A 26,112-nucleotide genomic window follows, 5' to 3' on the forward strand; every position below is an offset into this window, starting at 1 on the left:
GCGTGGGTGCCCCCTCCCCCCGCCACGCCTTTTTTTTTGCCCCTTTGCCCTTTCTTTTCGGGTTGGTGTGGGGGGTTGGTGTTTAGCGGGTGGTGCACCACCCGCTATCCGCACTCCGCCGTGATCGGGAGCTGCCCGCCCCCTCAGCACTGGCCCCTCAGCACTCGCCCCTCTGCCCGCCAACTCAGCGCCGCCCCCTCTGCGCCGGGCTCGCTGACTTGGCGCCGGGGTCGTCCGCGTGGCGCGCCTACTTGTTGAGTTCGTCGAGCGCGGTCTGCGAACCCGGGGCGAGCGGGATCGGCTCCGGCGGCATCGCCGTGTCGAGCTTGATGTCCTTCGCCGCCGCGTGGACCTTCTCGAGGTCGGCCTTCTTGTCGAAGATCAGCTTCGTCAGGGCGCACTGGGTGCCCTCGTCCATGTCGTTGCGGACCATGAGGACGTTGGGCGTGATGATCGTGTTGACCGCCCCGACGCCGGTGTACGTGTCGGCGGGGATCTCGGCGACCTCATAGACGGGGTTGATCTCCTTCATCTGTCCCTCGAGGGGGGAGATGTCGAGGAACTCGACGTCGCCGCCGTTGGAGGTGAAGAGGTCGGTGACGCCTGCCGTCGGCAGTCCCCCGGACCACACCATGCCGTCGAGCGTGCCGTCCTTCATCCCGTCGACGGTCTTCGCGAGGTCGAGCCGCTGCTTCGTGACATCGGCGTCGGCGAGGCCCGCGGATTCGATGAGGCGGTTGGCGATGACCTCGGTGCCGGACTTCGGGGAGCCCGTCGAGATCGTCTTACCCTTGAAGTCCTCGATCGTCTTGATGTTCGCATCCTTGCGGACGATGACCTGGGTGTAGTTGTCGTAGATGCGCGAGAGCGCGGAGATCTCCTCGGGCTCTTGGAAGTCCGCGTTGCCCGACACCGCGTCGGCGGCGGTGTCGGCGAGTGAGAAGGCGATGTCGTAGTCGCCGGCCGCCAGCTGCTGGAGGTTCTGCACCGAGGCTCCGGTCTCGGCGGCGGTCGCCTTGAGGTCCGTGTTGTCGGAGATGAGCTGGGCGAGACCGCCGCCGAGCACGTAGTACACGCCGGTCGAGTTGCCGGTCGCGATCGTGATCTGCCCGGACGCGGCCGTGCAGCCGTCTCCGCCCGAGGCCGCGGGCGTGTTCTCGCGTTTGCCGCCGCACGAACTCAGCGCGAGGACCGCGGCGACGGCGGCCGCGGTGACGGTGAACATCTTCGTTCTCTTCATGGGCTCTTCCCTTTCTCAGTGGTGGTCGGTGCGGTGCTGGTCGGTGCGGGGGTGGTCGGTGCGGTGCTGGACGATGGCGGGATCGAGGTCACGGGCATCGCTCACGGCAGAGCCGCCTCGGCGGGGGTCTGGTCCGTCTGCCGGGGACGGCGGCGGAGGATGAGGTGGACGATGACGGCGAGGATCAGGGCGGTGAAGCCGACGATCATCGACAGCGGCTGGAGGTAGAGGAGGGCGCCGGCGGCGATGAAGCAGAGGATGCGCTCGGGCCAACCCGCGCGGCGGATGATCCACCCGCCGGCGCCGGCGGCGAGAGCGGCGACGGCGAACGCAGAGACCACGCCCGTCCACAGCGCGCCGAGGAATCCGCCCTGGGCGACGAGCGATGCGCCCTCGGGGGTGAACGTGAAGGCCAGGGGCACGAGGAAGGCGGGGATCGCGTACTTGCACGCCTGCCACATCGTCGCGATGACACGGCCTCCGGTGATCGCGGCCGAGGCGACGGCGGCGAGCGCGGTCGGCGGAGACACCTCGGAGAGGACGGCGTAGTAGAAGATGAACATCGCGGCCGCCGCCTCGGGGACGCCGAGCGAGATGAGGGCGGGTCCGACGATCACCCAGCTGATGATGAACGATGCGGTCACGGGCACGGCGAGGCCGAGGATCGTCACGGCGATCGCGGCGAAGATGCAGGTGAAGACGATGACCGCGGTGGGGTTCGTCGAGATCGCCTGCGCGCCCTTGACGAGGATGTCGGAGATGACCTGGCCGAGCCCGGTCTTCGTGATCGTCGAGACGATGATGCCGGCGGCTGCGCACACGCTGGTCACCGGCAGGACCGAGCGGATGCCCGTCGACAGGGCGCCGAAGATGACGTCCCAGATCGCGCGGAGGATCGTCTTCGGCTGCCCGCGGTGGGCGAGGACGATCTCGATGATGCCGAAGCCGATGCCCACCAGGGTCGCGTAGACGACCGCTTTGAACGGGGCCATGCCGAGGGCGAGGAAGACGACGATGATGCCGAGTGAGATGAAGTGGTAGAAGCCGCGTTTGAGGATCGGCCACGAGCGCAGGCCGGTGGGCGGGCGGTAGTCGACGTCGATCTTGCGGGAGTCGATCTCGATGGCGAGGAAGATCCCGAGGTAGTAGAGCAGGGTGGGCACGACCGCCCAGAGGAGGACGAGGCCGTAGGAGACGTTGAGGAGTTCGGCGATGATGAAGGCGGCCGCGCCGAGGGTCGGCGGGGAGAGGATCGCGCCGATGCCGGAGGCGGCGAGCATGCCGCCGGCGTTCTCCTTCGGGTAGCCGGCCTTCTTGAGCACCGGCCAGGTGACCGCGCCGAGGGAGACGGCCGTCGCAGTGCCCGATCCCGAGACCGTGCCGAGCAGGAAGCCGGAGAGGGCGACGGTGCGCCCAGGGGCGGCCTTCGACTTCTTGAACAGGGAGAAGGAGAGGTCGATGAAGAAGCTCGCCGCTCCCGTCTTGTCGAGGACGGCGCCGTAGATCGTGAAGAGGACGATGTAGGTCGCGGCGACGTCGAGCGGGATCCCGTAGAAGCCCGAGGCGTCGTTGTAGAGGGCATTGATGATCTGGTCGAAGTTCTGGCCGGCGTGCGAACCGGGCCAGCCGACGGGGATGTAGGCCCCGTAGTAGCTGTAGAGGAAGAAGACGACGCAGAAGATCGGGAGGATGAGGCCGGTCGTCCGCCGCGTCGCTTCGAGGATGAGGAGCATGAGGATGCCGCCCATCGTCACGTCGAGCGGGTCGAGCGAGCCCTGCCGGTTGAGGAACTCGTTGAACCCGCCGGAGAAGAACGGCAGCACCGGGTAGGCGCAGGTGAGGAAGGTGAGGACGACGAGAATCCAGTCGATGACCGAGGGGTTGTCCGTCGAGCGGGCAGGCTTGGCTTTCCGTGCTGTCCCCGGCGCCGAGGTGGTCGCCTCCGCAGCGGCCTCCGCTGCGTGCGCGCCCGCTTCCTTCCGCCGGCCGAACCCGGGGCGGTAGCAGATGAAGACGAGGGGCAGGACGAAGGCGAGGAACCACATGAGGTAGTACTGGTTGCCCTGCCGGAGCGGGAAGAACACCTGGTTGAGGACGTAGAGGGAGATGAGGAAGCAGACGATGCTCACACCCAGGTCGAGTCGGCGCGTGAGCCTGCGCTGCGGGAGTTCCTCGTCGTACTGGGCGATGAGGTCGTCGACGTTCGCTTGGGGAAGCGGACTGGTGGCAGTCGCGGACAGACGCTCGGACATCGGTGTCCCTTCGGTCTCTCTGGGTCGGCGGTCGGGGTGGGGCGGTGGTGTGGGGCGATGGTGGTGTGCAGGTGGTGTGTGGTGTCTGGTGTCTGGCGTGTGGTGGTCGGTCGGCACGGGTCGGCTCACCTCCTCGTGGAGTCGACCGGCGCTGGTCACCGCACTTGAGAATGTGAGTTGACTCACAATATACCGAGAGGACCTGCCGGTTCCGGCAGATCGGGACGATCCGGGCGGGATTTAGCGTGATCGTTACGCAGGGTGCCGCTATTCGGGACTGGCGGGTGCCGGGGCGCCGGGCACGCGTGAACTGCGCGCCGATGCCGGCACCGGGCGTCGTTCAACACTTGCCGCGAAAAAGTCGTCTTCGGGGACCACTTTTTCCCGCCAACTGTTGAACGAGCGGCCACTGCTGCACGCAACCCGTCGATGTTCACGCCAAATGTTGAACGAGCGGCGCAGATGTCGCCCAGCCCCTGTGTAGGTTGGGACCATGGCCGAAACTCAGCGGGTCTTCGACGCGCACTTCCACATCATCGACCCGGCGCACCCGCTCGTCGAGAACAACGGGTATCTGCCCGACCCGTTCACGGTCGCCGACTACGTCGCGCGCGTCGGTGGACTCAGCGACAGTGGACGCGGCGGCGGAGTCAGCGACGATCAACCCGGCACCCCCGACGCCGGCACCAGTGACCCCGACGGCTTCGTCCCCGGCACCCCCGACGCCGGAACCCGTGACCCTGGCACACCAGATCCCAACGACGCCGACCCCGGCAACGCCGCCTCAGGCCTCAGCGATTCCACCTTCACCGTCGCCGGCGGCGCGATCGTCTCGGGGTCGTTCCAGGCCTTCGACCAGGGCTACCTCGTCGAGGCGCTGCGGCAGCTCGGCCCGACGTTCGCCGGAGTCACACAGCTGCCGGCCGACACGAGCGACGAGCGCATCCTCGACCTCGATGCCGCCGGCGTGCGCGCCCTGCGCTTCAATGTCGCCCGCGGCGGCTCCGCGGATTTGGGCGACCTCGATCGCTTCGCCCGCCGCGTCCATGACCTAGCCGGGTGGCACACCGAGCTCTACATCGACGCGCGCACGATCGATGACGATCTTGCCGCCCGGATCGCGGCTCTGCCGGCCGTGAGCATCGACCACCTCGGGATGCACCGGGACGGCGTCGACACTCTCCTCCGCCTCGTCGCACAGAGCGTCAAGGTCAAGGCGACCGGGTTCGGTCGGGTCGACCTCGACCCCGCCGAGGTGATCCGGCGCATCGTCGACACCGACCCGTCCGCGCTCATGGTCGGCACCGATCTGCCGTCGACGCGGGCTCGTCGCCCGTTCGCCGACTCCGACTTCGACCTCGTCCGCGAGGTGCTCACGCCCGCAGAAGTCGACGCCGTCTTCTGGTCCAACGCCGCCGACTTCTACCTCGGGCGACGAGCCCGCACGAGTTGAGCCGGCGCCCGTCCGGAACGGCCTGAGAATCGCCGGGGACGCTCCCGTCGCCGGCCCGTCCTACCTGGCGGCTCTCCTCTCATACGCCGCCCGGGCGAGCACATAGCCGAGCACGCCGAGGCCGACGATCCAGAGCAGCGAGATCCACCAGCTGCTGCCGAGCGGCGTGCCCATGAGCAGTCCGCGGATCGTCTCGATGATCGGCGTGAACGGTTGGGCGTCGGCGAAGATCTGCATCCAGCGCGGCATCGTGTCCGTGGGCACGAACCCGGAGCCGACCATCGGCAGGAGCATGAAGAGCATCGGCACATTGCTCGCCGTTTCGACCGACTTCGCCATGACGCCGAGTGCGACCGACAGCCAGCCGAGGGAGACGATGAGGAGGAGGCAGAAGCCGACGAGGCCCAGCCAGTCGAGTCCGTCCGCCGCCGGCCGGAAGCCGAGGATGAGCGCCAGACCGAGGACGAGGAGGACGGCAGCGACCTGCTGCAGGCCATTGCTGATGACGTGACCGGCCATGACCGCGCCGCGCGAGATCGACATCGACCGGAACCGGGTGACGATCCCCTCGCTCATGTCCTGCGACATCGACAGCGCCGTCAGCTGCATGCCGCCGACGAAGGTGAGCACGATGATGCCCGGCATGACGTAGGCGAGGTAGTCACCGGAATCACCGCCGAGCCCTCGCCCCAGGGTTCCCCCGAAGACGTAGACGAAGAGCAGGAGGATGACGATCGGGGCTCCGACGAGGAACATGAACACCGGGTAGCGCACCGCGTGGACGAACTGCCGCTTGACCATCGTCGCCGTGTCCGCCCATGCCCAGCGGATCGGGTGGCGCGCCGGCTCAGGAGCTGCCGCGGTCAGCGGTGTCGTGGGGGTCTGAGTCATCGTTCGGTCCTTCCGTGCCGTGTCGAGGTGCCGGTCGGGTGGGTGCCATCACTTCTCTCGCCGAGGTTGTCCACCGGATCCGCGGCCGCATCGACCTCGTCGTCTCCGGTGTCGTTCGGGCCGGCATCGGCATCGGTCGCGCGTGCCCCGTGCCCAGTGAGAGCGAAGAAGACGTCGTCGAGGCTGGGCGTCTCCACGGTGAGTCCGAACGGTTCGATGCCGGCGGACTCCAATCCGCCGAGGACCTGCCGCAGGTGTGCTGCTCCCCCATCACCGGGGACGGAGAGCGCGAGCGCCTCGGCCCGGCCGACGGCCTGCGGCCAGAGGCTCTGCGCTCGATCGAGATCGGCCGCCGAGGCGAAGGCGAGGTCGATGCGACTACCGGGGATGAGTCGTTTGAGCCCGGACGGGGTGTCGTTCGCGACGATCTTCCCATCGTCGAGGACGGCGATGCGATCCGCGAGCTCGTCGGCTTCGTCGAGGTACTGCGTCGTGAGGAAGATCGTCACCCCGGTGGCGACGAGCTCGCCGACGATGTCCCACATCGTGCGGCGGCTGCGCGGGTCGAGGCCGGTCGTCGGCTCGTCGAGGAAGACGAGGCTCGGCCGGGCGATGAGGGTCATCGCGAGGTCGAGCCTGCGGCGCATGCCGCCGGAGTACGTCGATGCCTGCTTTCGACTCGCGGGACCGAGGTCGAAGCGCTCGAGCATCTCGTCGACCCGCGCCGTCTGCTCCGCTGCCGGAAGGTGGGCGAGGGCAGCGACGAGGGCGAGGTTCTCCCGGCCGGTGAGCAGACCGTCGACGGCGGAGAACTGCCCGGTCAGACCGATGAGCGGGCGCACATCGGCCCCCGCGGACACGACGTCACGACCGAACACCTCGGCGCGTCCGCTGTCGGGGCGCTGCAGTGTGGAGAGGATGTTCACCGTCGTCGTCTTCCCGGCCCCGTTGGGACCGAGCAGGGCGAGGACTTCGCCGCGGGCGACCTCGAGGTCGATGCCTGCCAGGACGGTCTTGTCGCCGTAGGCCTTCCGCAGGTCTCGGACGCTGATGGCAGGTCTGGTGGTTGGTGTGGTTCCGGGTTCGGTGGCGAGATCCGACATGGGATCCTCCTTGTTCTCATGGTCTTCTGTGGGCCGGCGGCGGTGCGCCGACCTGTTTTCGGGTGCACGACGCCACGCCCGGTCGCTTGACCTGGTGCGCTGTGATGATGTGCCGCGACAGCGGCTGATGGGCTCGACCTCGGGGAGGTCGGTGGGTTACTGGGCGCGGTCGATGATGATGTCGCCGAACTTCGTGTGGGCGTGGACTTCGACGGGCAGCTCGTCGCCGAGCGGTCCGGAGTCGGTTTCGAGGTCGGTGCGCACGACTCCGTTCTTCGAGTCCGCGTCGATCCACACCGGCGCGCCGGCCGCGACGCCGACCTCGATGGTGCCGAACGACGATTCGAGATCGAGGCGGCCGCTGCCGGCCCGGCGCACCCGCACGGAGCCGTGCCCCGAGGCGGCCCTGACATCGCCGTCGACGCCGTCGAGGCTGATGGTGCCGGTCGCAGTGGCGAGCTCTCCCGTGCCGGCGAACTCGCCGACGCGGATCGACCCGTGAGCCGACCTGATGTGCGCCTCCCCGCCGATCCGTCCGAGCTGGGCATCTCCGGAGGAGAGTCGGACATCGACGCCGTCGGTCACCTCGTCGACCGCGAGGCTTCCCGCGCTGACTTTCGCCGTCAGTGACACCATGGTGTCACCAGTGACGTCGCCGGCGGAGGCCTTCACTCTCACGGCACCAACGTGGTTGCGCAGCCGGATGGATCCCGCGCCGATCGCCACGTCGAGGTCGGTCCCGGTGGGGACCTCGAGCCGGACATCGGCCGAGCCCTTGCCGCCGAGGAGGAGCCGCTTCTCCCCGACGATGCCGAGAGTGCCATCGCCCTCGGTCACGGAGATCCGCTCGGCGGCCTCGCAGTCGACGGCGCGGTCGGGGTTCGTCGGTTCGATTGTGACGTCGACGCCGTCGCGTTCACCGGCGGTGACGAGGAGAGCGCCGGCCGGGATGTCGACGGTGATCGCCGGTCGTGTCATGGTCGTGTACTGAGTCATCGCATCCATCCTGAGATTCTGCTGGTTCGGGTTCGCTCGGTGCCGCGAGTGTCGAGACCTGCGGCCACGGCACGGACAAGCCATGCGTTGAGCGAGATGCCTTCGGCCTTCGCCGCCTGCTCGGCGCGCGCCTTGATCGAGTCGGGCAGCCGCAGCGTCGTCCGCGAGGTGCTGGCGTCGTCGAGGTCGACGGGAACGTCGGCGGCGGCCTGTTCAGCCGCCGGCTGCGCGATCGTCGCATCGCCCCCGTCGCCCCGAGGTGCGGGCAGCCCGTCGACGACGAAGTCGATGTCGCGCCCGCGGAGGCGGACATCGATGACGGCCGGGGCGATCGCCGAGGTGAGTTCCGCACTGGCATCGGTGAGCGCATCGAGAATCGTCACGCGCGCCGCAGGTTCGAGGGCGGTGACGAGTCGCTCGGCGACATCGCGAGTGGTGTCATCGCCGGCTGCGGCTGCGGCGGTGAGCTGGTTCTGGAGCTGCTCGACATGGCGCGTGATGTTCATGAGTCCATGATGACACCATTATGGTGTCACATGCAAGACCGATGACACCAGAAATTTCTCGGTGCGCAACGACAGTTGTCGCGTAGCATGGCGAAGATGAGTCCCCAACGATCGCAGCTGGCAGATACCCTCCATCGTCTCGACGGCAAGAGCTACGGCAACTACAAGCAGATCACCGGGCAGTACACGTTCGGCCCGGTCACCCTCATCGTCGATCGCGTCCAGGTCGATCCCTTCGCCTCTCCGTCGAAGGTGCGTGTGCGCGTCAGCCGCGCCGATGCCGGGTTCCCCGCCGATCTCACGACCGGCCGCCTCGATCGGATCGCCGCCTCCGACTACCTCCTGCGGGTGGGCAATGGTGTCATCCGGCGCGACCACGGGCGGTCGATCAACCTCGGCCGTCCGGGCCAGGAAGTGCTCGAACGGACGAACGTCATCATCGACGATGACGGCTTCGAGGCCCGCCTGCTCGTCAATCTGCCGGCCCGCGGACGCCGCATCCTCGGTCATCAGGCCGCCGACACCGTCACCCGCGACGTCATCGATCTCGCCCGGGCGATGTTCCTCTACGACAACATCGACGGCCAGGCGCTGGCCGACCACGTGCAGCTCCTGCGCGATCAGACGGAGCTGCGGGACCGCCTCGGCGAGGATGACCTGGTCGGGTTCGTCGGCAACGGCGCGCTCCTGCCCCGCCGCTCGGGTGATTCGGATCGGCCCATGGACGCTGCGGCGGCCGTGCCCTTCCGCAGCCCGGCAAGTCTCGAGCGCACGTTCGACCTGACGAGCGGACGCCAAGTCACGGGCATGGCGATCCCCCGTGGTGTCACCGTCATCGTCGGCGGCGGGTACCACGGCAAATCGACGATTCTGCGCGCGCTCGAGCGCGGCGTCTATCCGCACGTCGCCGGTGACGGGCGGGAATGGGTCATCACCGAGCCGACGGCCACCGCGATCCGGGCCGAGGACGGACGCGCAGTGACCGGTGACGACATCTCACCGTTCATCAACAATCTGCCATCCGGCACGGACACGAGATTCTTCTCGACGACGAACGCCAGCGGATCGACCTCACAGGCGGCCAACCTCGTCGAAGCCGTCGAGGCGAGCGCGCATTCCCTCCTCATCGACGAGGACACCTCGGCGACGAACTTCATGATCCGCGATGAGCGGATGCGCGCGCTCATCCCCGCCGACCGGGAGCCGATCACCCCGTTCGTCGACCGGGTCCGACCCCTGTTCGGGGAGCGCGGGGTCTCCACGGTGCTCGTCGCCGGCGGGTCGAGTGCGTTCTTCGAGGTCGCCGACCTCGTCATCGCGATGAATGCCTACGTGCCCGCCGACGTCACGCAGCAGGCCCACGAACTCGTCGGCGTCACGCCTGATCAGCTGGCCATCGAGAGCTCGGATGCCGGGCCCGATGTCTTCGGCGATCCGCCGCCGCGGATCCCCACGGCCGATGCCCTCCATCCCGCGGGGAAGACGAAGACGGCGAAGGCGAAGGGGCTCGACCTCATCCAGTTCGGGAAGAGCTTCATCGACCTCGCCGCCGTCTCCCAGCTCGTCGACCCCGAACAGACGAACGGCATCGCCGAGTCGCTCGAGTACATGGCGAGGATCTTCGACGGGAAGGTCTCCGTCGTCGAGGCGCTCGCGGAGATCGAGGCGATGCTCGACGCGCAGGGCATCGACGGCCTCACCGGGCACCGGAGGCATCCCGGTCACGTCGCCCGGCCGCGCGCACAGGAGATGGCCGCCGCGCTCAACCGCTACCGGGGGCTCAGCCTCATCCCCGAGTGAGGGGCCGCGGCCGCCTCGCCCTCACCCATTGAGCAGCGCGGCGAGTTCCGCCGTCGTCGTCACCGGCAGCGAGCAGACCGTGCCACGACACACGATCGCCGCCCCCTCGGGCACGGGGATCTCGTCCCCGTCGGGCCCGGGCACACCGGTCGAGTCGGTGAGGAGGGTGACCGCGGGGTGCTTCGCGGCGAACGTGAGCAGAGCGTCGTCGCGACTGGCGACCCGGACCGGAGCGAGGGCGCGTTCGGCCTGCCACAGCGCATGCCCGGCTCCGCGCGGCGCCCGACCGGCCAGCGCCCGGTAGACCCCGAGCAGACGATCGCGCACATCGATCGCCTGACTGCTCGTGAGCGTTCCCTCGGCCTGACCGACGCTCGGTTCTTCCTCGCCGAGGCGGCCCCGAGCAGGGGTGCCGCCGTCAACTCCCAGCTCGCCGATCAGCAGCATCGCCTCCGCAGCGGCCGCGCGCCCCGAGGGCGTGGCGTTGTCGACGGGATCGGATCCGCGCACGCCGAGGATGTCGTCGGCTTCAGCATCGAAGACCTCGAGCGTCTCGACCGCCTCTCCCCGGCCGCCCGAAGCACCTGCATCGACCTCCGGTGCCGCGCGCCCGGCCTCCGCCTCGGTGTCCCAGTTCGTGAACCTCCGCAGCATTTCGGTGCCGAGCTCGGCGAGCCCGGCCGGAGTGAGAAGGGTGTCGTCGAGTCCGACACCGGTGTCGGCGCGATTGCCGGCACCCTCGGCGAGGCCCGCGCTGCGCAGCTGCAGCACGGTGGCACCGGCGACGATCATCTGCGCCCAGTCCGTCAGCCCCGCCGCCCCCGGGCCCGGATCGGCACCCGTGAAGCTGCGCCGCACCGGCAGGTCGCCAACGCCGGGGATCACGATCTCGGCGGGTTCGGACTCGATATCGCCGGACCCGGTGATGAAGCGGTTGACCATCGACTCCCAGAAGATCGTCGCGACGCTCCCCCACGCCGTCGACGCCGCACTCGGATGGGAGTAGAGGGCCGCCTCGGCGAGTGCGGTGACGGCGAGCGCATTCCATTCGGTGATCGTCTTCTCATCCCTGGCCGGCTGGGGCCGCGCGTCGAGGAGCGTCCGCAGCGCTGTGACCTGCGCCTGCGTCGCCTCGGTCGCCCACGGTGCGGGATGGTCGGCGTCGAAGGGCACGTCGTCCATGCCGAGCCAGTCGACGATCCGCGGTGCCGCGACGACGAGGCCGGGCAGGTCTGCGCCCGCCGGGGAATCGACGAGCTGGAGCACTCCCGCCCCACCCACCTCGGCGAATTCGTCGTGCGTGACGACGTAGGCAGCCCCCTCTTCGAGCCGCCCGTCGGCGCCGGGCGAATCGGCGTCGAGGGCGGCGATGAACCGGTCCCCAGCAGAGAGGTCGGCGATCATGAAATCGGCGGTGTCAGCGAGCTCCCGCTCGGCAAGCGCGAGCCACTTCGATGCCGGGTTGAGGGCGCGTTCGACCTCGGCCCAGCGCACGACTGCCCGCAGGTAGAGAGCGTTGTCGTAGAGCATCTTCTCGAAGTGCGGGACGAACCACTGCCGGTCGACGCTGTAGCGGGCGATGCCGCCGCGCACCTGGTCGCGCATGCCGCCGGAGGCGATGTGGGCGAAGGTGCTGCGGGCGGCGATGAGGCAGTCGAGAGCGAGGTCGCCGGTGAGATGGCCGTCGGCGCCGAGGACGGCGAGCCCCTCCGTCTCCTTCGCCGAGGTGGTTCCGCCGTGGCGGACGAACGTCGCGAGCAGGTGCATGAGGTTCATCGACGGCGGGAACTTCGGCGCAGTGCCGAACCCGCCCCACGCCGGATCATAGGAGTCGAGCAGCGCCGAGGCGGCGACGTCGAGCTCCTCGGGCGTCAGGGCCTCGGCAGCCGCCTCGGCGGGGATCGCATCGGTGACGGCGGTGGCCATGTCGGCCAGGCCGCGGTCCATGCGCTGGGACATCCCGGTCACCTCGGCGCGGCGGTCCGTCCACGTCTGGGACACCGCGTCGAGGACCTGCGTGAACGAGGGGACGTTGCCGCGCGGGGACGGCGGGAAGTACGTGCCGGCGTAGAACGGGCTGCCGGTCGGGGTCGCGAAGATCGTCATCGGCCAGCCGCCCTGCCCGCGCATCGCCTGGAGGGCGTTCATGTAGTGGGAGTCGACGTCGGGCAGCTCTTCGCGGTCGATCTTGATGGGGAGGAATCCGGCGTTGATGATCTCGGCGACGGCGGGATCCTCGAAGGACTCGTGGGCCATGACGTGACACCAGTGGCAGGTGGAGTAGCCGATTGAGATGAGGAGGGGGATGTCGCGGCGGGCCGCCTCGGCGAGGGACTCCTTCGTCCACATCCGCCAGTCGACGGGATTGTCGGCGTGGGCACGGAGGTACGGGCTCGTCGATGCGGCAAGTTCGTTGGCCATGTCTCCACCCTCTCACTTCGCGCCGGAGACCGCGAGGGGGCGACTTCGAGACTCTTGAGGTCGCATCGCGGCATTCACTGTCGCTCCGCCGCCAACTCTTCTACACTCTGTAGAAAAGCGCGGCGATGGCGAGCGATTCCGACGTCCCGCCGCCCGCGCCGAAGGGAAGGCAACGCGATGAACGCTGATCCGAATATGGTCCTCGACGCGGACGAAGCCTGGGAGAGCCTGCGCAGCACGACGATCGGCTGCCTCGCCGTCATCGTCGGCGAGGGCGAGGACCTCCACCCGGAGATCTTCCCCGTCAACTACGCTCTCGAGCATTCGTCGATCGTCTTCCGCTCCGGGGAGGGCACGAAGATCGACGCGATCCACGACCACCCGCAGGTGGCCTTCGAGGTCGACGGCTTCGACCCTGAGGCCGGGGAGGCGTGGAGCGTCGTCGTCAAGGGCACGGCGAAGCCGATCAACCGCACCGATGAGCTGCTCGACACGATCTCACTCGACGTCACCCCGTGGCAGGCGGGGAAGAAGAATCGCTTCGTGCGCATCCTCGCCGAGGAGGTCACCGGCCGCCGCTTCCCCGTGACCGAGCCCGGGACCTGGGATTCTCCGCTGACCGGCACCCAGCGCGCCCCGCGGGAGTGAGGCGCCGACCACGGCAACGATGATTGTCGATATGGCACGATGGGTTCATGGACAGCGCACTACAGCCACCGTCGATGTCGATACGTCTCTCTGTCCTCGTCGTCGGCTTCGTCGTCCACCTCGCCGCATGGGTGGGCTTCTCAGCACTTTTCTTCACCGCCCCGGACTATGGAACCGGTCAACCGCTCTGGGTTGGAATCCCTCTGCTCGTGCTGGCTCTCGTCTCAGCGGCAGCGGTGGGGGCCATCGCGCGGAGTCAACCGAGCACCACTGCCAGCGTCATCGCCGCAGCACTCGTCATCGTTTGGTGTCTCTCCGGAGTCGTGGCACTCGTTCTTCGGCTGGTGCCTTCGGCGGTCCTCGCTGGACCCCTCTCGGAGTTTGCGGGAGCCGTGCCGTTTCTCACCATTCTCGGCGCGCCCGTCCTCCTGATACCGGTGACGATTCGCACTCTTCGCACGATGGCCTCGGCTGAGAACTCGGCGGATCGCGGTCGGCGAAAGCCGCACGGTGCAGCCATCACCCTGTTCGGCTCGGCGGCACTCATAGTTGCAGCGGGTCTTCTCACCTCGCCGGCCGGCACGATCGTCGAGTTCTCGACAGGTACGTGGACGTGGATCCTGTCGTTGCTGGCAGCCGTCGGTGCAGTCGCAGGCATCTTTGCAATTCGACTCGCATTCGATGTCTCCCGCAAGTCGCTCGGGGACTGGCTTCTCGGTGCTTCAGGCTTCTTCACTCTGTTCTTCGCAATGGACGCGGTGATCATCGGAGTCCTGCTTCAGATCGGTGCTGAAGAATCGTTGGTCGGCGATGGGGCCGCAATCCCCATTGTCGTCATCGGCTACCTAGTTGCGTCGAGCGTCCTCACTGTCACCAGCCTCGCACCGCCGCGGAAGTCGCCGATTCGGCGTCGCCGTGAGGCTCTCGTCTGAGTCGTTCCGCGCTCGTCGGGCCTCCCGTCCGCGAGCCGCCCCTGCCGACCTCAATCTCGTCGGCGTTGCCCTGCACGGACCGAAGAACGCCGTCGACCGCACGGTCAAGGGCGCACGCATGCACCCGTGACGTTGCCGAGACGCCTCCTCGGCGACAAGCGCCGTGAGACGATAGCCGCATGGCTGAGACTTCCCCGACCCGAACGCGGCTGCCGTCGAGTCGGATCGCACCTCTCCTCGCTGCCTTCGCCATCCACCTCATCGCGTGGACGGCGTTCTGCTCGCTCAAGACGGCAACGCTCGGCTCCGACCTCGGGGCGTGGTCGGGGTATGCGCTCTGCGCCTTCGCGCTGATCGCCCTGGTCGCCGCCGTCCTCATCGTTCGCCGCGAACCGCCGCTGCCGCGAATCATCGTCATCGTCGTCATCGTCGCCGCGTACGGGATCTCCGGAATCGCCGAGGCGGCCTACAGCCTGGTTCCATCATCTCAGGACAGTTGGGTGTGGACGATCGGGCAGCCGTTCCCGTACGCAGCGACGATCATCGTTCCCTTCCTCATCGCAGCCGCCGTCCTCCGCCGAGCTCACGAGTCAGCAACGGCCGACCGACTCGCGGTGCCGAATCAGCCCGTGCCAGCGAACCGGGCGAGCGGGTTCACCCTCATCGCCACCGTGCTCGTGCTCGTCTTCAGTCCGCTTCTCTCTTCGATGATGGCAACGGCCTTCGACTGGGACTCGTCTGGAATCGCACTCTCGGCGCTGGTGTCTGCGGTCGCGTTCCTCGGACTTCTCGCCGCCATCGTCGCTCTCAGGGCCTACGAGAAGTTCCCGCCGGGAGGCACCGCGACGACGATCTACCGCATCGCCGGGTTCGTCGCACTCGTCTGCGGCATGCATCTGTGCATCCTCGCCACGGCGACGCGATTCGACACGATCGGCACCGGCATCGGCGACATCCTGCTTCTGCTCTGCGCGCTCGCCGGCTACGTCATCGGCGCGACGTACCTCGGCATCGTCGGACCCCAGCTGCGCAGCAGACTCGCGACCGCATCGCCCGACCGATTCATTCCCTGAGCCGCTGCGTCACACGGGCTCCTGGCGCTTGTGCATAAGTCTGTGCGCCCGGCTACAGCTCCTCGACGACCTCGACGAGGACGTCGGGCACATTCGTGATGATGCCGTCGGCACCGTTCTCGATCGCCGTCTCCATGTCGGGCACGGCGTCGATCGTCCACACGAGGCTCGACATCCCGAGTTCGTGGATGAGCGTGAGGTACTCGGCGTCGGCGTCGGCGTACTCGGGGTTGATCTGATCGACCCACGCGGCGAAGTCCCGCAGCTGCTCGGGAGTCGGGCGGCCGAGGAGCCCGACCGGCACCTCGGGAGCGAGCTCGTGGAACTCCCGGACGAAGCCCCAGTCGGCGGACTGGACGACGAGCAGCCCCGCGGCCAGCGACCGGTCGAGGTAGTCGGGCACGTTGTCGCACGCGGCCAGGATCGCCTCGGCGATCCCGGGGTAGAGCTCGGGATGTTTGACCTCGAGGAGCAGCCCGGTTCGCGTCGTATGGACGAGGGCGAGCACCTCGGCGAGGGTCGGCACCTGCAGACCGACGAAGGCCTCATGCTTCCAGCTGCCCGCGTCGAGCCGGGCGATCTCGGCGGCGGTCATCTGGGAGACGTGGGTGTCGGCGCGGTCGGGGAAGACCGTGCGCACATCGGTCGTGCGATCGAACGTGATGTCGTGGACGACGACGAGCTCACCGTCGGCGCTCATGTGGACGTCGACCTCGATCATGTCCGCGCCCTGGTCGATGCCGGCGACGAACGCCGGGATCGTGTTCTCCGGCCACCCCAGCGACGCGCCGCGGTGCGCGATGACGAGCGGCGGGACCGGGGTCCTGACGCCGCCTGCGGGAGGATGGGTGAGAACGGTGATCGGCATGGTGGGTACTCCTTATGGGGATGTTCGCCGAGGCGGTGCCGGTGGAGCCGTCAACGTGTTACCTCAAGGGCGATTGCGGATTATCCTAGGCGCTGCGGGCAATGCCCGGGTGTTGTCAGGGTTGCGTGCCGGTGAATCCGGGATCGGAGTCGGCTGATTTCCGTCGGGAGTTCGCTGTGCACGGATCTGCCTCCGGGAACCCCGCGCTGAGTGCCTCGGTGAGGGGTGACGGAGACCCGCCTCGGTGCGGGAGAGGAGGGCGAGCGCGACGGGGTGCGTGGGCGCACGAATCCTGAACCAGCGAATCCGCGAGCATCAAGCTCAGCGGCGGGCGCGCGACGAACGGTCCTCAACGAGACTCCTCCACAGGGGAACGGGCGATTGCGGCCCAGGGAGCAGGAATCCCAGTCAGCGTCATCGGCACGGTACAGGTCTTTCGAAGTGCGGCAGATCACAGGAATAGTACCACGTCTGAAGTGGGGTGGACGCGGTCGCGGCGAACCGCCTCGGCGATGCAATCCCTCTTGCCGCACTGCACATGCCCCTGCCGCGCACCCGATGATGTGAGTGATGGCACAATGAGTTGTGAAAACGCACAACACCGCACAAGCATTGGAACGATCGGCATGTCCCTCGAAGACCTCATCGCATTCGTCAATGACCGACTCGGGTGGGTGCTCATCGTCGTCCTCATCGGCGTCGCCCTCTACCTGAGCATCCGCACCGGCATGGTCCAACTGCGGCTGCTGCCGGAGATGTTCCGCGTCATCGGCGAGAGCCCCGGCAGCAACAAGGACGGCACGAAGTCGATCTCGTCGTTCAAGGCGTTCTGGATCTCCGCCGCCTCCCGAGTGGGCACCGGCAACATCGCCGGCATCGCCCTGGCGATCTCCATCGGCGGCCCGGGAGCCGTCTTCTGGATGTGGCTCATGGCGATCTTCGGTGCCGCCACCGCCTTCGTCGAGTCGACGCTCGGCCAGCTCTACAAGGTCAAGGACAAGGACTCCTACCGCGGCGGCCCCGCCTACTACATGAGCGTGGGACTGAAGAAACCGCTGATGGGAGCCTTCTTCGCCGTCATCATCACGGTCACCTACGGCCTCGTCTTCAACTCGCTGCAGGCGAACTCGATCGTCGACGCCACGGCCACGAGCCTCAACATCGACACCACGCAGAGCTTCTGGCTGCCCGTCGGCCTCGGCATCTTCCTCGCGCTCGTCACCGGCGCGGTCTTCCTCGGGGGCGTGCAGCGGATCTCGGCCTGGTCCTCGGTCATCGTCCCGGTCATGGCCGTCGCGTACCTCTTCCTCGGCGTTCTCGTCGTCGCGATGAACATCACCGAGGTGCCCGACATGATCATGCTCATCATCAGGAACGCGTTCGGCATCGAATCCGTCGTCGGCGGCGGCATCGGCATCGTCATCCTCCAGGGCATCCGCCGCGGCCTCTTCTCCAACGAGGCCGGCATGGGTTCGGTGCCCAACGCCGCCGCCACCTCGTCGGTCTCCCACCCGGCCAAGCAGGGCCTCGTGCAGAGCCTCGGCGTCTACTTCGACACGATCCTCGTCTGCTCGATCACCGCGTTCATCGTCCTGCTCTCCAACCCCGTCTACGACGAGGCGCAGGGTGCGTCGCTGACGCAGACCGCGCTGGCCTCCCAGCTGGGTTCGTGGGCGGTGCACTTCCTCACCGTGGCGATCTTCCTCTTCGCGTTCTCCTCGATCCTCGGCAACTACTACTACGGCGAGGCGAACATCTCCTACCTGTTCAAGAAGAACGCGCGCCCGGCGATCATCATCTACCGGATCATCGTCATGGCCGCCGTGTTCACCGGCTCGGTCATCGCCCTGCCGCTCGCGTGGTCCGCGGCCGATGTGTTCATGTCGGTCATGGCGCTGACGAACCTCGTCGCCGTCTTCCTCCTCGGCGGGATCGCGCTCAAGGTGCTGAAGAACTACACGAATCAGCGCAAGCAGGGTCTCGAGCCGGTCTTCAACCGCGACGACCTGCCCGGCGTCGACGGCATCGATGCGTGGGACGGCTCCGACGAGGTCACCACCCGCGCCTATTGGGACGCGAAGAAGGACGCCAAGAAGGCAGCGAAGACCCAGTGAGGCGAGGGGCCGCGGGGGGGCGGGCTCAACCAGCCTCCCCCGCGCCTCTCGGTTCAACCTCGGCATCGAATTGGCCAGTCTGATCTGAGATGGACAGGTAAATATGTGTCCATCTCAGATCAGACTGGCCATTTTCGTGGGTAGGGCCCGGCCGTGAGGCCGAGCAGAGAGTTCGAGCCGCCGGTTCGCAGGGTTGGGCTCACTTCAGTTTGAGGGGCTCACGCCAAAACGTGAGCCCCTCAAACTGAAGGGAGCCGCAGTCGGTCGAGACGCCAGCAGGTCGGCCTGATGCCACCGGCGGGGAAGCCAACTGGCCGTCCGACCGCGCCCCCGGACGCCAGCAGGCCGCCCGCCCGCCGCTCAGACCGCGGCGGTCTCCTCGATGATGAGCGGGTAGACGCCGTTCTCGTCGTGGACTTCGCGGCCGGTGACCGGCGGGTTGAACACGCAGGCCATGCGCAGCTCGGTGTTCGCGACGACGGTGTGCTTCTCGTGCCCGTCGAGCAGGTACATCGTCCCGTCGGTGAGCGGGTACGTCTTGCCCGTCTCCTCGTCGGTGAGCGTGCCGTCGCCCTGCACGCAGTACACGGCTTCGATGTGGTTCTGGTAGTGGAACGTCGAGCGCGTGCCCGCGTAGATGACCGTGTCGTGGAAGGAGAATCCGACTCCCTCCCGGCCGAGCACCATCCGCCGACTCCGCCACGTCTCCGACTGGACGTCCCGGTCGGTTCCGTTGAGGTCATCGCGATTGACTACGTACATATCGTGTCCCTTCGTATCGTCAGTGGGGTGGTCTCCCTGAACTCCTCGCCGAGGCTGCCCACCCCGTTCTCGCCGAGGCGGTCCCTCGGCAGACGGCCCCCTCCCCCCGCGTCGAGCGAGGCGCCGGCGAGGCTCAGGCCATCGCCGGCGTCGCGGCCGGGGCGACCTTGAGCACGGCGGCTTCGAGAATGTCGAGTCCGGCGGTGAGATCGTGTTCGGTGATCGTCAGCGGCGGCATGATCTTCACGACCTCGTCGCGCGGGCCCGAGGTCTCGATGAGGAGGCCGGTGGCGAAGGCCTCGGCGGCGATCTTCCCGGCAGCCTCCGAGTCGTCGAAGAGCAGCCCGGCGAGCAGACCGCGTCCCCGCACCGTCGCTCCCTCGGCCTTCGCGGCGATGGCGTCGAGGCGCTGATGGAGGTGGGCGATCGTGTCGGCGAGTTCGTTCTGGAACGCGTTGTCGGCCCAGAAGGTCTTCAGCGCAGCGGTCGCGGTGACGAACGCGGGGTTGTTGCCGCGGAAGGTGCCGTTGTGCTCGCCAGGCTCCCACGCGTCGAGTTCGGGGCGGAAGAGGGTGAGCGCCATCGGCAGTCCCGACCCGGAGATCGACTTCGACAGGCAGACGATGTCGGGTTCGATGCCGGCGTCTTCGAAGCTGAAGAACGTGCCGGTGCGACCGCAGCCAGCCTGGACGTCGTCGACGATGAGGAGGATGTCGTGCTTCTTGCACAGCGCCGAGAGCTCCCGCAGCCATTCGGCCCGAGCCGCCCGCACGCCGCCTTCGCCCTGGACCGTCTCGACGATGATCGCCGCCGGCTTGTCGACTCCGGAGCCCGAGTCCTCGAGGACCTTCTCGAGCCAGAGGAAGTCGGGGGTCTCCCCGTCGAAGTAGTCGTCGTAGGGGATCTTCGAGCTGTTCGTCAGCGGGATGCCCGCACCCTCGCGCTTCATCGAATTGCCGGTCACCGACAGCGACCCGAGGGTCATGCCGTGGAACGCGTTCGTGAACGAGAGCAGGTGCTGGCGACCGGTGACCTTGCGGGCGAGCTTGAGCGCCACCTCGACGGTGTTCGTCCCCGTCGGTCCGGGGAACATCACCGTGTAGTCGAGTCCCCGCGGCTCGAGGATGAGCTTCTCGAACGTCTCGAGGAACTCCCGCTTGGCCGGGGTCTTCATGTCGAGCGAATGGAGCACGGCACCGGACTGGAGGTATTCGACAAGCGGGTTCATCAGCGCCGGGTTGTTGTGCCCGTAGTTGAGGGCACCGGCCCCGGAGAAGAAATCGAGGTACTCGTTGCCGTCCTCGTCCCACTGCCGCGGGCCCTGGGCCTTGGCGAAGGTCGCCGGCCACGAACGCGAGTAGCCGCGCACCGCGGATTCGCGGGTCTCGAAGATGTCAGGGGTGGTCGTCGTGGTGTCAGTCATCGCATGATTCCTTTCGACATGGTGCAGATTCGACTGCGGATGCAGGGCGCGCCTGCGAGGTGCAGAGCTGAGCTGGTCAGCCTGCGGGTGCGGACCCGCCCGTACGGGTTCCGCGGGAGATCGTCCGTTGAGAGCTGGAGTCGAGCAGACAAAGGAACGCCCCGTACTCCATCAGAGGAGGGGCCGGTCCCGACTCGCGCTCAGAGCGGGGCGATCTCGTAGAGGTATTCGGTGTCGTGGCCGTCCGGGTAGAGGTCCGGGGTGAACAGCGGGCGCCGGTCGAGCCCGGCTCCGCGCTGCTCGGCGAACGCCTGGAACAGGCGGTTCGAGGCCGCGTTGTCGTCGGTGATCGTCGTCTCCAGCCGCAGCGCTCCGGTCCGGTCGGCGAGCGCGTGCAGCATCGTCGAGGCCAGACCGCGTCCGCGGAACGCCTCGGAGACGGCGACCTGCCAGATCATCAGGGTGTCCGGGTTGTCCGGACGGGTGTAGCCCGTGACGAACCCTGCGGGTTCGCCGTCGATCCAGGCGATCGCCGAGGTGTCCGCGAAGTCACGACACCACAGCAGGTACGAGTAGGAGGAGTTGAGATCGAGCACGGCCGAGTCCTTCGCCAGCCGCCACAGATGCTGTCCGTCCTCGAGCGAGGGAGGGCGGACGTCGGTTTCCGTCTTCGGTTGAGCGAGTGCGTTTCTCACGCCCACAAACCTAACGAGATGAGCATGAGCGTCAATCTCACTTCGGCGATTTCACCCCGATTCCGCACCCGCAGCGCGGGGGTGGGGATAAGAACCTCGCCGAGGCGGTCCCGGGGTTTCCCCGTGGCATCTCTGGGGATCGTCGTGCTCACCACTACGGCTGCGTGGCGAAGCACCCTTCGTTATCCGTTCGTTACATTTCACAAGACGTGGAACACGAGTTCCAGCCGAATGAGGAACGGCGATCCGCCGACCGAGACGTTGCAGTCCCGTCCACGGTCACCCCACCGAGGTTGTTGCCCCCGCGCCACCGGCCGTCCTCAGCACGCCGCCCGCAGCCCGATGCCCTCGGCGCGCTGCCCTCAGCGCTCTGTCCTCAGCACTCGACGACGTTGACGGCGAGCCCGCCGAGCGCGGTCTCCTTGTACTTCGAGGACATGTCGGCACCTGTCTGGCGCATCGTCTCGATGACCTCGTCGAGGCTGTACCCCTGTGGCCGCCTTTCGGGTGTCCGGATTCCGTGAATTGCGCGGTCAACTTCACCTGGTCGCGTAGAGAGGCGTTCCGGAATCGTCGCGAGAATGCCGGTGGCCACGAAGCCCACGTGCTTGGCAACAACGGCATTGACGTCGACTCCCCGGACTCGAGGACTTCGTCGCATTGAAGAAGTCCGAGCTCGATTCTCTCCGCGAGAACACGGCGGGGCCGCCAACTTCGACCGCTCCGTCGTTTACGGCGACGGTCGAGAAGACAACGTCGCTCAGGTGGTGCACTCCGGTGCACTCGATAGCCAGAATCCGGTTCGGGTCGAAGCCGCGACCCGCCAGCTCATAGACTGCTCACCCGCGATAGGGCCAGCTGAGCGACGACTGTCCTTCCGAGCGCGAGCCCTGCGTCCGGCGTTACCCTCTTCCGCACGAATTCAGCTTCCGGCTGTACCGGCTCGCAGGCCCGCAACGATGAACTCCCTGAGGTGCTCTAAGCGATGAACGGCGTCGCTTTCGCCGCCACCGAGCGCGCGCGCCCGGTCATCGGAATTGGACATGATCAGTGCCCCGACCGAGAAGAGATAGTCCCACCGAACGAACGACTTTGGTTTCCCGGGCAGAACCGCTCCCAGCGCCTCGATGAACTCTGCGGCCATCGGATCGAAGAGGTCCGCGATGATGCCGCGCTCGTAAGCGCGCGGATCCGCGGCCTCACGCAGGACAAGCTTGAGATACCGCTCCTTCCGGACTCCTTCCTCGGCGGCATCGCCGATAACGAGAAAGGCATCGACGATCTCCTCCAGTGCTTGGGGCGCTGCAAGATCGACCTCCCGCAGCCGCTCCCGGCGCAGCTCATTGAGGTGTTGATGTTCCTCGAAGACCGCCCGGTAGAGATTGAGCTTTGTCGTGAAGTGGTAGGTGAGCAGCGCAAGCTTGAGGTCCGCGTCGTCGGCAATCATCCGCATTGTCGCACGGTCGTAGCCGAAGTCGGCGAAGATCTTCTCAGCACTTTGGAGAGCGAGGTCCTTGCGATTCACTGCAGCCATTGACCCAGTGTCTCATCTGAGAGGAGACACCCATGCGCAGGTACTGAACCGTCGCCGAGGCGATTCCCTAAGTGGCTCCCATCCCTGCATTGCCGGCGTCGCTGAATCGCCCTACCCCGCTCCCCCTAACCCTGTTCAGGCAGCGGCGGCTGCTTCCACGGGATCCGCCGCGCTTCGGGAATCGGGTGGAGTTCGGGTCCGGCGACGACTTGATTGCTGATCGTGCCGATGTCCTCAACGGTCATCGTCACGGTGTCGCCCACACCGATGGCCGGCAGCACATCCTGTCCGTACCATCCCCAGAATTCGGCGAGGCAGCCCCCACCGGCGGTGCCGCTGCCGATGAGATCCCCCTGTCGCACCCAGGTCCCTCGGCTTGCGTAGGCGACGAGCTCGGCGAACGACCACGCCATGTTCGCCAGCGAATCGGCGGCGATCGGCGTGCCGTTGACGGCGACGTCCATGCGCAGATCGAAGCGATCACCTTGACGCCGAGGTGCGAGTTCGCCGAGCGAGACGACCACCGGACCGACCGTGGTCGCCGTGTCCTTGCCCTTCGTTGGCCCCAGCCCGACCTTCATCTCACGCGTTTGCAAATCACGGGCCGACCAGTCGTTGAACACGGTGAATCCGAAGATGTGGTCCCACGCCTCGTCGACACTGAGGTTAAAGCCGTCGCGGCTGATCACCGCGGCAACCTCGAGTTCGAAGTCCAGACGCTCACTGCCCGGCGGCATCGGCACCGGGTGCCCCGAGCCGATGAGCGCGTGCGGGTTCGTGAAGTAGAAGACCGGTGCTTCGAACCAGGCTGACGGGATGTCGCTCGTGCCTGAGACCGCCCGCAGCGAACCCGCCGTGTGCTGTTCGAATGTGATGAAGTCCCTTACCGAAGCGACTGGCACCGGCACCTCGAACGGCTCGCCTGCGTCGACCTGAACCGAACGGTCGAACGCGAGGGCTGATTCCGCATCCGGGTCGAGCAGCATGCGCGGGTCGAGACCACGCTCAAGCGGTGCAAAGCTGCCGAGGTTGCCCCCACCAGATTCGGCTTGACTGGTCCCGGCACCGCTGGGGTCAAACCGGCCGAACCGGCGCTGACCACCGACGATCATCGATGCCAACCTCATTCTCCGCCTCCTTCCACGATCGCCACTGCTCGGGTCCACCCCGCCGATGCCGCATCGATCTTCACCGGGAAGCACGAGATGCGGAAGCCGAAGGGCGGCAACGATTCGAGGTTGTGCAGCTTCTCGATGTGGCAGTAGCCGATCTCCCGGCCGGCCTTGTGACCTTCCCAGATGACACTCGGATCGCCGTCCTCGGCAAAGCGGGCGGCAGTGAAGACGAACGGCGCATCCCAGCTCCACGCGTCGGTCCCGGTGACGCGAACACCCTGGCGCAGCAGGTGCAGGGTCGCTTCTCGTCCGATGCCGCAGCCCTTCGACACGTAGTCCTCCGCACCGTAGCGGACGCCCGCCGAAGTGTTGATGACGACGATATCGAGCGGTTTGATCTTATATCCGATCCTCTCCAACTCGGCGTCGATGTCGTCGGGGGTGACGACGTAGCCGTCGTCGAAGTGCCGGAAGTCGAGCTTGACTCCGTCCTGGAAGCACCACTCCAGCGGCACCTCGTCGATGGTGATAGCACGCTGACCGTCGTCCATCGTCGTCGCGAAGTGGTAGGGAGCGTCGAGGTGCGTGCCGGTGTGGGTGCTCGCCTCGATCTTCTCGATCGCCCAACCCTCACCGTCGGGCAAATCCTCTGTCGAGGCGCCGGGGAAGAAAGCGACTACATCGTCGGCCGACTGTTGGTGGTCGATGTAGGTGATCTTCGGCTCGTAACCGGGCGGGTCGGAGGCGATTCCCGCGGTGAGAGCGACGGAGAGGTCGATGATCTCGGGCATTGTCAGCCTTTCTGCAGTGCGGTCGCGGGCGCATCCTGTGCGCGGTTGTGGTCGTTGGGGATCTTGGGGAGGAAGAGCACAAGGACGGAGGCGATGAGGAAGAGTCCGCCGCTGATGACCAGTCCTGCCGCCAACGAGGCGACGGCCGCGATGGCGCCGAAGATCATCGGGGCAAAGGCCGAGATTCCCCGTCCGACATTGAAGCAGAATCCGGCGCCGGTGGCCCGCATCCGGGTCGAATAGAGGCTGCCGAGGTAGGGGCCGAAGAGGCCGGCGAACGTCATGAAGAATGCATAGAGCGGCCCGAGCCACAGCAGCGCGGACTGATCGGTGACGAGGCCGTAGACCGGCATGAGCACTCCCGCGCCAAGCAGCGAGGCGACCAGCGCGGACCGCTTGCCCACCTTGTCGGCGAGCCAGCCGAAGACGAGATAGCCGACGAACATTCCCAGGTTGAGCCAGGTCATGTACTGCCCGACCGCCTTCGCGTCGAGTCCGCGTTCGAGCTCGAGATAGCTCGGCAGCCAGGTGGTCACCCCGTAGTAGCTGATGAAGGCCAGGGCCGCGACGCAGCTGGCGATGATGGTGATCCGCAACTGCGGACCAGTGAAGATCTCACCGATCGCCGCAGTCTCCTGACCGCCTGGTTCCGCGGCAGCCTTCTGACGATCGGTGCGCCAGACCGCGGATTCGACGAAGAGGAAGACGATGATGAGCAGGGGCAGGATTCCGCCGAGGCCGGCGATGAGGAAGAGGAGGCGCCAGTCGGGGAGGAGCAGACCGCTCAGCTGGGCGGCGACGAGCGCGCCGAATGGAAACGCGGAGAGGACGAAGGTGACGGCGATTCCCCGGCGTTCCGGCGGCCATGCCTCGTGGACGAACGCGGAGAGGATGCTCCACACACCGCCAAGGCCGATCCCGGCGAAGAACCGCAGCACGAGGAATACTGCGTAGCTCGGTGCGAGGGCGACAGCACTGGTGAGCACGACGAAGATCGTCAGGCACACGATGAGCGCGGTCTTGCGCCCCCTGGCATCGGCGAGCCAGCCCATGAGCGGGCCGCCCACACCCATGCCGAGCAGCGTCGCAGTCGCCAGCAGTCCAGCCTGGAACGGTTCGAGGCCGAACTCCTGAGAGACGGCAGGAATGGCGAACGAGAGGATCGAGATCTCGAGGGCATCGAAGAGGTAGACGATGAATGAGCCGAAGAGCACGACCCATTTGTAAGAAGAATGCATCATTGAGTCCTTCTGTGGAAGAAAGTTCTCCAACTGTACGTACGTCCAGTTTAGAAGTCAATATCCTCCCGAGGGGTGCGGTATTCGCGTCGAGGCTGCCGCCCCGTTTGTGCTCACAGAACCGAGGCCGACGGTGCGAATCGGCTCCATCTCCTTGGTTCTGTGACCACAAACGACAGGCGGACGCCCCCGCGCTACCGGCCGTCCTCAGCACGCCGCCCGCAAGTCCGCTGCCCTCAACTCGCTGCTCTCAGCGC

22 protein-coding genes and 1 pseudogene are annotated in these 26,112 nt (G+C 67.1%); 7 read left to right on the forward strand and 16 right to left on the reverse strand.

Features of this window, described 5'->3' with window-relative positions; translation table 11 throughout:
* Positions 1-247 precede the first annotated feature (247 nt).
* Together ACFQ91_RS13795 and ACFQ91_RS13800 are read right to left on the reverse strand one after the other, a co-directional pair.
* Positions 248-1,240, reverse strand: a complete 993-nt coding sequence (locus ACFQ91_RS13795; protein ID WP_198500402.1) for a TAXI family TRAP transporter solute-binding subunit — start codon at positions 1,238-1,240, stop codon at positions 248-250.
* A gap of 101 nt (positions 1,241-1,341) precedes the next feature.
* A complete protein-coding gene (locus ACFQ91_RS13800) occupies positions 1,342-3,492 on the reverse strand; it encodes a TRAP transporter fused permease subunit (RefSeq protein ID WP_198500401.1) in 2,151 nt (716 codons plus the stop codon).
* A 493-nt stretch (positions 3,493-3,985) separates the two neighbouring features.
* On the opposite strand from ACFQ91_RS13800, the gene ACFQ91_RS13805 reads away from it, so the two are divergent.
* A complete protein-coding gene (locus tag ACFQ91_RS13805; protein ID WP_198500400.1) occupies positions 3,986-4,945 on the forward strand; it encodes an amidohydrolase in 960 nt (319 codons plus the stop codon).
* Between the two features lie 60 nt (positions 4,946-5,005).
* Here ACFQ91_RS13805 and ACFQ91_RS13810 read toward each other — a convergent pair whose 3' ends face one another.
* The 4 genes from ACFQ91_RS13810 to ACFQ91_RS13825 form a co-directional block, all read right to left on the reverse strand.
* Entirely contained in the window at positions 5,006-5,836 is an 831-nt protein-coding gene (locus ACFQ91_RS13810) for an ABC transporter permease (RefSeq protein ID WP_198500399.1), read from the reverse strand.
* Positions 5,833-6,939, reverse strand: a complete 1,107-nt coding sequence (locus ACFQ91_RS13815; RefSeq protein WP_198500398.1) for an ABC transporter ATP-binding protein — start codon at positions 6,937-6,939, stop codon at positions 5,833-5,835. The genes ACFQ91_RS13810 and ACFQ91_RS13815 overlap by 4 nt, the downstream gene beginning before the upstream one ends.
* Before the next feature lie 156 nt (positions 6,940-7,095).
* Entirely contained in the window at positions 7,096-7,944 is an 849-nt protein-coding gene (locus tag ACFQ91_RS13820) for a DUF4097 family beta strand repeat-containing protein (protein WP_198500397.1), read from the reverse strand.
* Complete coding sequence (locus ACFQ91_RS13825) at positions 7,932-8,441, reverse strand: toxin-antitoxin system HicB family antitoxin (RefSeq protein ID WP_198500396.1); 510 nt, start codon at positions 8,439-8,441, stop codon at positions 7,932-7,934. Before ACFQ91_RS13825 ends, ACFQ91_RS13820 begins: the two co-directional genes overlap by 13 nt.
* A gap of 96 nt (positions 8,442-8,537) precedes the next feature.
* Here ACFQ91_RS13825 and ACFQ91_RS13830 point away from each other — a divergent pair, with 96 nt between their 5' ends.
* Entirely contained in the window at positions 8,538-10,241 is a 1,704-nt protein-coding gene (locus ACFQ91_RS13830) for an ABC-ATPase domain-containing protein (RefSeq protein ID WP_198500395.1), read from the forward strand.
* A gap of 21 nt (positions 10,242-10,262) precedes the next feature.
* Here ACFQ91_RS13830 and ACFQ91_RS13835 read toward each other — a convergent pair whose 3' ends face one another.
* A complete protein-coding gene (locus ACFQ91_RS13835) occupies positions 10,263-12,662 on the reverse strand; it encodes a thioredoxin domain-containing protein (protein ID WP_198500394.1) in 2,400 nt (799 codons plus the stop codon).
* A gap of 177 nt (positions 12,663-12,839) precedes the next feature.
* Here ACFQ91_RS13835 and ACFQ91_RS13840 point away from each other — a divergent pair, with 177 nt between their 5' ends.
* From ACFQ91_RS13840 to ACFQ91_RS13855, 4 genes are read left to right on the forward strand one after another with little or no spacing between them, the layout of a single operon-like run.
* A complete protein-coding gene (locus ACFQ91_RS13840) occupies positions 12,840-13,310 on the forward strand; it encodes a pyridoxamine 5'-phosphate oxidase family protein (RefSeq protein WP_198500393.1) in 471 nt (156 codons plus the stop codon).
* Positions 13,311-13,357: 47 nt separating this feature from the next.
* Positions 13,358-14,242, forward strand: coding sequence for a hypothetical protein (locus tag ACFQ91_RS13845; RefSeq protein WP_198500392.1), 885 nt, complete (start codon positions 13,358-13,360; stop codon positions 14,240-14,242).
* Positions 14,226-14,372, forward strand: a complete 147-nt coding sequence (locus tag ACFQ91_RS13850) for a DUF2000 family protein (RefSeq protein ID WP_232623819.1) — start codon at positions 14,226-14,228, stop codon at positions 14,370-14,372. Before ACFQ91_RS13845 ends, ACFQ91_RS13850 begins: the two co-directional genes overlap by 17 nt.
* 49 nt (positions 14,373-14,421) lie before the next feature.
* Entirely contained in the window at positions 14,422-15,315 is an 894-nt protein-coding gene (locus ACFQ91_RS13855) for a hypothetical protein (RefSeq protein ID WP_376871127.1), read from the forward strand.
* Positions 15,316-15,367: 52 nt separating this feature from the next.
* On the opposite strand, the gene ACFQ91_RS13860 is transcribed toward ACFQ91_RS13855, so the two are convergent.
* Positions 15,368-16,183, reverse strand: a complete 816-nt coding sequence (locus ACFQ91_RS13860; RefSeq protein ID WP_376871130.1) for a glycerophosphodiester phosphodiesterase — start codon at positions 16,181-16,183, stop codon at positions 15,368-15,370.
* A 626-nt stretch (positions 16,184-16,809) separates the two neighbouring features.
* Here ACFQ91_RS13860 and ACFQ91_RS13865 point away from each other — a divergent pair.
* Positions 16,810-18,297, forward strand: coding sequence for a sodium:alanine symporter family protein (locus ACFQ91_RS13865; RefSeq protein WP_198500389.1), 1,488 nt, complete (start codon positions 16,810-16,812; stop codon positions 18,295-18,297).
* A 360-nt stretch (positions 18,298-18,657) separates the two neighbouring features.
* On the opposite strand, the gene ACFQ91_RS13870 is transcribed toward ACFQ91_RS13865, so the two are convergent.
* The 8 genes and pseudogenes from ACFQ91_RS13870 to ACFQ91_RS13905 all read right to left on the reverse strand — a co-directional run bounded on the left by ACFQ91_RS13870 (position 18,658) and on the right by ACFQ91_RS13905 (position 25,858).
* On the reverse strand, positions 18,658-19,059 hold the full coding sequence (locus ACFQ91_RS13870; RefSeq protein ID WP_198500388.1) for an ectoine synthase: 402 nt from the start codon (positions 19,057-19,059) through the stop codon (positions 18,658-18,660).
* Positions 19,060-19,192: 133 nt separating this feature from the next.
* Positions 19,193-20,482 (reverse strand): diaminobutyrate--2-oxoglutarate transaminase, encoded by a 1,290-nt coding sequence (gene ectB, locus ACFQ91_RS13875; RefSeq protein ID WP_198500387.1) that lies wholly within the window; start codon positions 20,480-20,482, stop codon positions 19,193-19,195.
* A 200-nt stretch (positions 20,483-20,682) separates the two neighbouring features.
* On the reverse strand, positions 20,683-21,177 hold the full coding sequence (ectA, locus tag ACFQ91_RS13880) for a diaminobutyrate acetyltransferase (RefSeq protein WP_282959862.1): 495 nt from the start codon (positions 21,175-21,177) through the stop codon (positions 20,683-20,685).
* A gap of 376 nt (positions 21,178-21,553) precedes the next feature.
* Positions 21,554-21,661, reverse strand: a pseudogene (locus ACFQ91_RS13885) (L-serine ammonia-lyase, iron-sulfur-dependent, subunit alpha); the annotation flags it as partial.
* 438 nt (positions 21,662-22,099) lie between these two features.
* Positions 22,100-22,711 (reverse strand): TetR/AcrR family transcriptional regulator, encoded by a 612-nt coding sequence (locus tag ACFQ91_RS13890; protein WP_198500385.1) that lies wholly within the window; start codon positions 22,709-22,711, stop codon positions 22,100-22,102.
* 125 nt (positions 22,712-22,836) lie between these two features.
* Positions 22,837-23,838: a fumarylacetoacetate hydrolase family protein gene (locus ACFQ91_RS13895; RefSeq protein ID WP_344250868.1), complete on the reverse strand. Its 1,002-nt coding sequence runs from the start codon at positions 23,836-23,838 to the stop codon at positions 22,837-22,839.
* Positions 23,835-24,617: a cyclase family protein gene (locus ACFQ91_RS13900; RefSeq protein ID WP_198500384.1), complete on the reverse strand. Its 783-nt coding sequence runs from the start codon at positions 24,615-24,617 to the stop codon at positions 23,835-23,837. The genes ACFQ91_RS13895 and ACFQ91_RS13900 overlap by 4 nt, the downstream gene beginning before the upstream one ends.
* A 2-nt stretch (positions 24,618-24,619) precedes the next feature.
* Positions 24,620-25,858, reverse strand: coding sequence for an MFS transporter (locus ACFQ91_RS13905; protein WP_211978286.1), 1,239 nt, complete (start codon positions 25,856-25,858; stop codon positions 24,620-24,622).
* Positions 25,859-26,112: the final 254 nt, after the last annotated feature.

This window comes from Brevibacterium sp. NPDC056726 (genome assembly GCF_042790515.1).
GTDB lineage: Bacteria > Actinomycetota > Actinomycetes > Actinomycetales > Brevibacteriaceae > Brevibacterium > Brevibacterium sanguinis.

Excerpts from the sequence above, each read along its gene's own strand:
- ACFQ91_RS13845 (WP_198500392.1), top strand. The coding sequence starts at position 13,358 with ATGGACAGCGCACTACAGCCACCGTCGATGTCGATACGTCTCTCTGTC.
- ACFQ91_RS13855 (WP_376871127.1), top strand. The coding sequence starts at position 14,422 with ATGGCTGAGACTTCCCCGACCCGAACGCGGCTGCCGTCGAGTCGGATC.
- ACFQ91_RS13890 (WP_198500385.1), bottom strand. The coding sequence starts at position 22,711 with ATGGCTGCAGTGAATCGCAAGGACCTCGCTCTCCAAAGTGCTGAGAAG.
- ACFQ91_RS13905 (WP_211978286.1), bottom strand. The coding sequence starts at position 25,858 with ATGATGCATTCTTCTTACAAATGGGTCGTGCTCTTCGGCTCATTCATC.
- ACFQ91_RS13820 (WP_198500397.1), bottom strand. The coding sequence starts at position 7,944 with ATGGATGCGATGACTCAGTACACGACCATGACACGACCGGCGATCACC.
- ectB (WP_198500387.1), bottom strand. The coding sequence starts at position 20,482 with ATGACTGACACCACGACGACCACCCCTGACATCTTCGAGACCCGCGAA.
- ACFQ91_RS13830 (WP_198500395.1), top strand. The coding sequence starts at position 8,538 with ATGAGTCCCCAACGATCGCAGCTGGCAGATACCCTCCATCGTCTCGAC.
- ACFQ91_RS13815 (WP_198500398.1), bottom strand. The coding sequence starts at position 6,939 with ATGTCGGATCTCGCCACCGAACCCGGAACCACACCAACCACCAGACCT.
- ACFQ91_RS13825 (WP_198500396.1), bottom strand. The coding sequence starts at position 8,441 with ATGAACATCACGCGCCATGTCGAGCAGCTCCAGAACCAGCTCACCGCC.
- ACFQ91_RS13810 (WP_198500399.1), bottom strand. The coding sequence starts at position 5,836 with ATGACTCAGACCCCCACGACACCGCTGACCGCGGCAGCTCCTGAGCCG.
- ACFQ91_RS13870 (WP_198500388.1), bottom strand. The coding sequence starts at position 19,059 with ATGTACGTAGTCAATCGCGATGACCTCAACGGAACCGACCGGGACGTC.
- ACFQ91_RS13900 (WP_198500384.1), bottom strand. The coding sequence starts at position 24,617 with ATGCCCGAGATCATCGACCTCTCCGTCGCTCTCACCGCGGGAATCGCC.
- ACFQ91_RS13865 (WP_198500389.1), top strand. The coding sequence starts at position 16,810 with ATGTCCCTCGAAGACCTCATCGCATTCGTCAATGACCGACTCGGGTGG.
- ACFQ91_RS13805 (WP_198500400.1), top strand. The coding sequence starts at position 3,986 with ATGGCCGAAACTCAGCGGGTCTTCGACGCGCACTTCCACATCATCGAC.
- ACFQ91_RS13795 (WP_198500402.1), bottom strand. The coding sequence starts at position 1,240 with ATGAAGAGAACGAAGATGTTCACCGTCACCGCGGCCGCCGTCGCCGCG.
- ACFQ91_RS13895 (WP_344250868.1), bottom strand. The coding sequence starts at position 23,838 with ATGAGGTTGGCATCGATGATCGTCGGTGGTCAGCGCCGGTTCGGCCGG.
- ACFQ91_RS13840 (WP_198500393.1), top strand. The coding sequence starts at position 12,840 with ATGAACGCTGATCCGAATATGGTCCTCGACGCGGACGAAGCCTGGGAG.
- ACFQ91_RS13860 (WP_376871130.1), bottom strand. The coding sequence starts at position 16,183 with ATGCCGATCACCGTTCTCACCCATCCTCCCGCAGGCGGCGTCAGGACC.
- ACFQ91_RS13835 (WP_198500394.1), bottom strand. The coding sequence starts at position 12,662 with ATGGCCAACGAACTTGCCGCATCGACGAGCCCGTACCTCCGTGCCCAC.
- ACFQ91_RS13800 (WP_198500401.1), bottom strand. The coding sequence starts at position 3,492 with ATGTCCGAGCGTCTGTCCGCGACTGCCACCAGTCCGCTTCCCCAAGCG.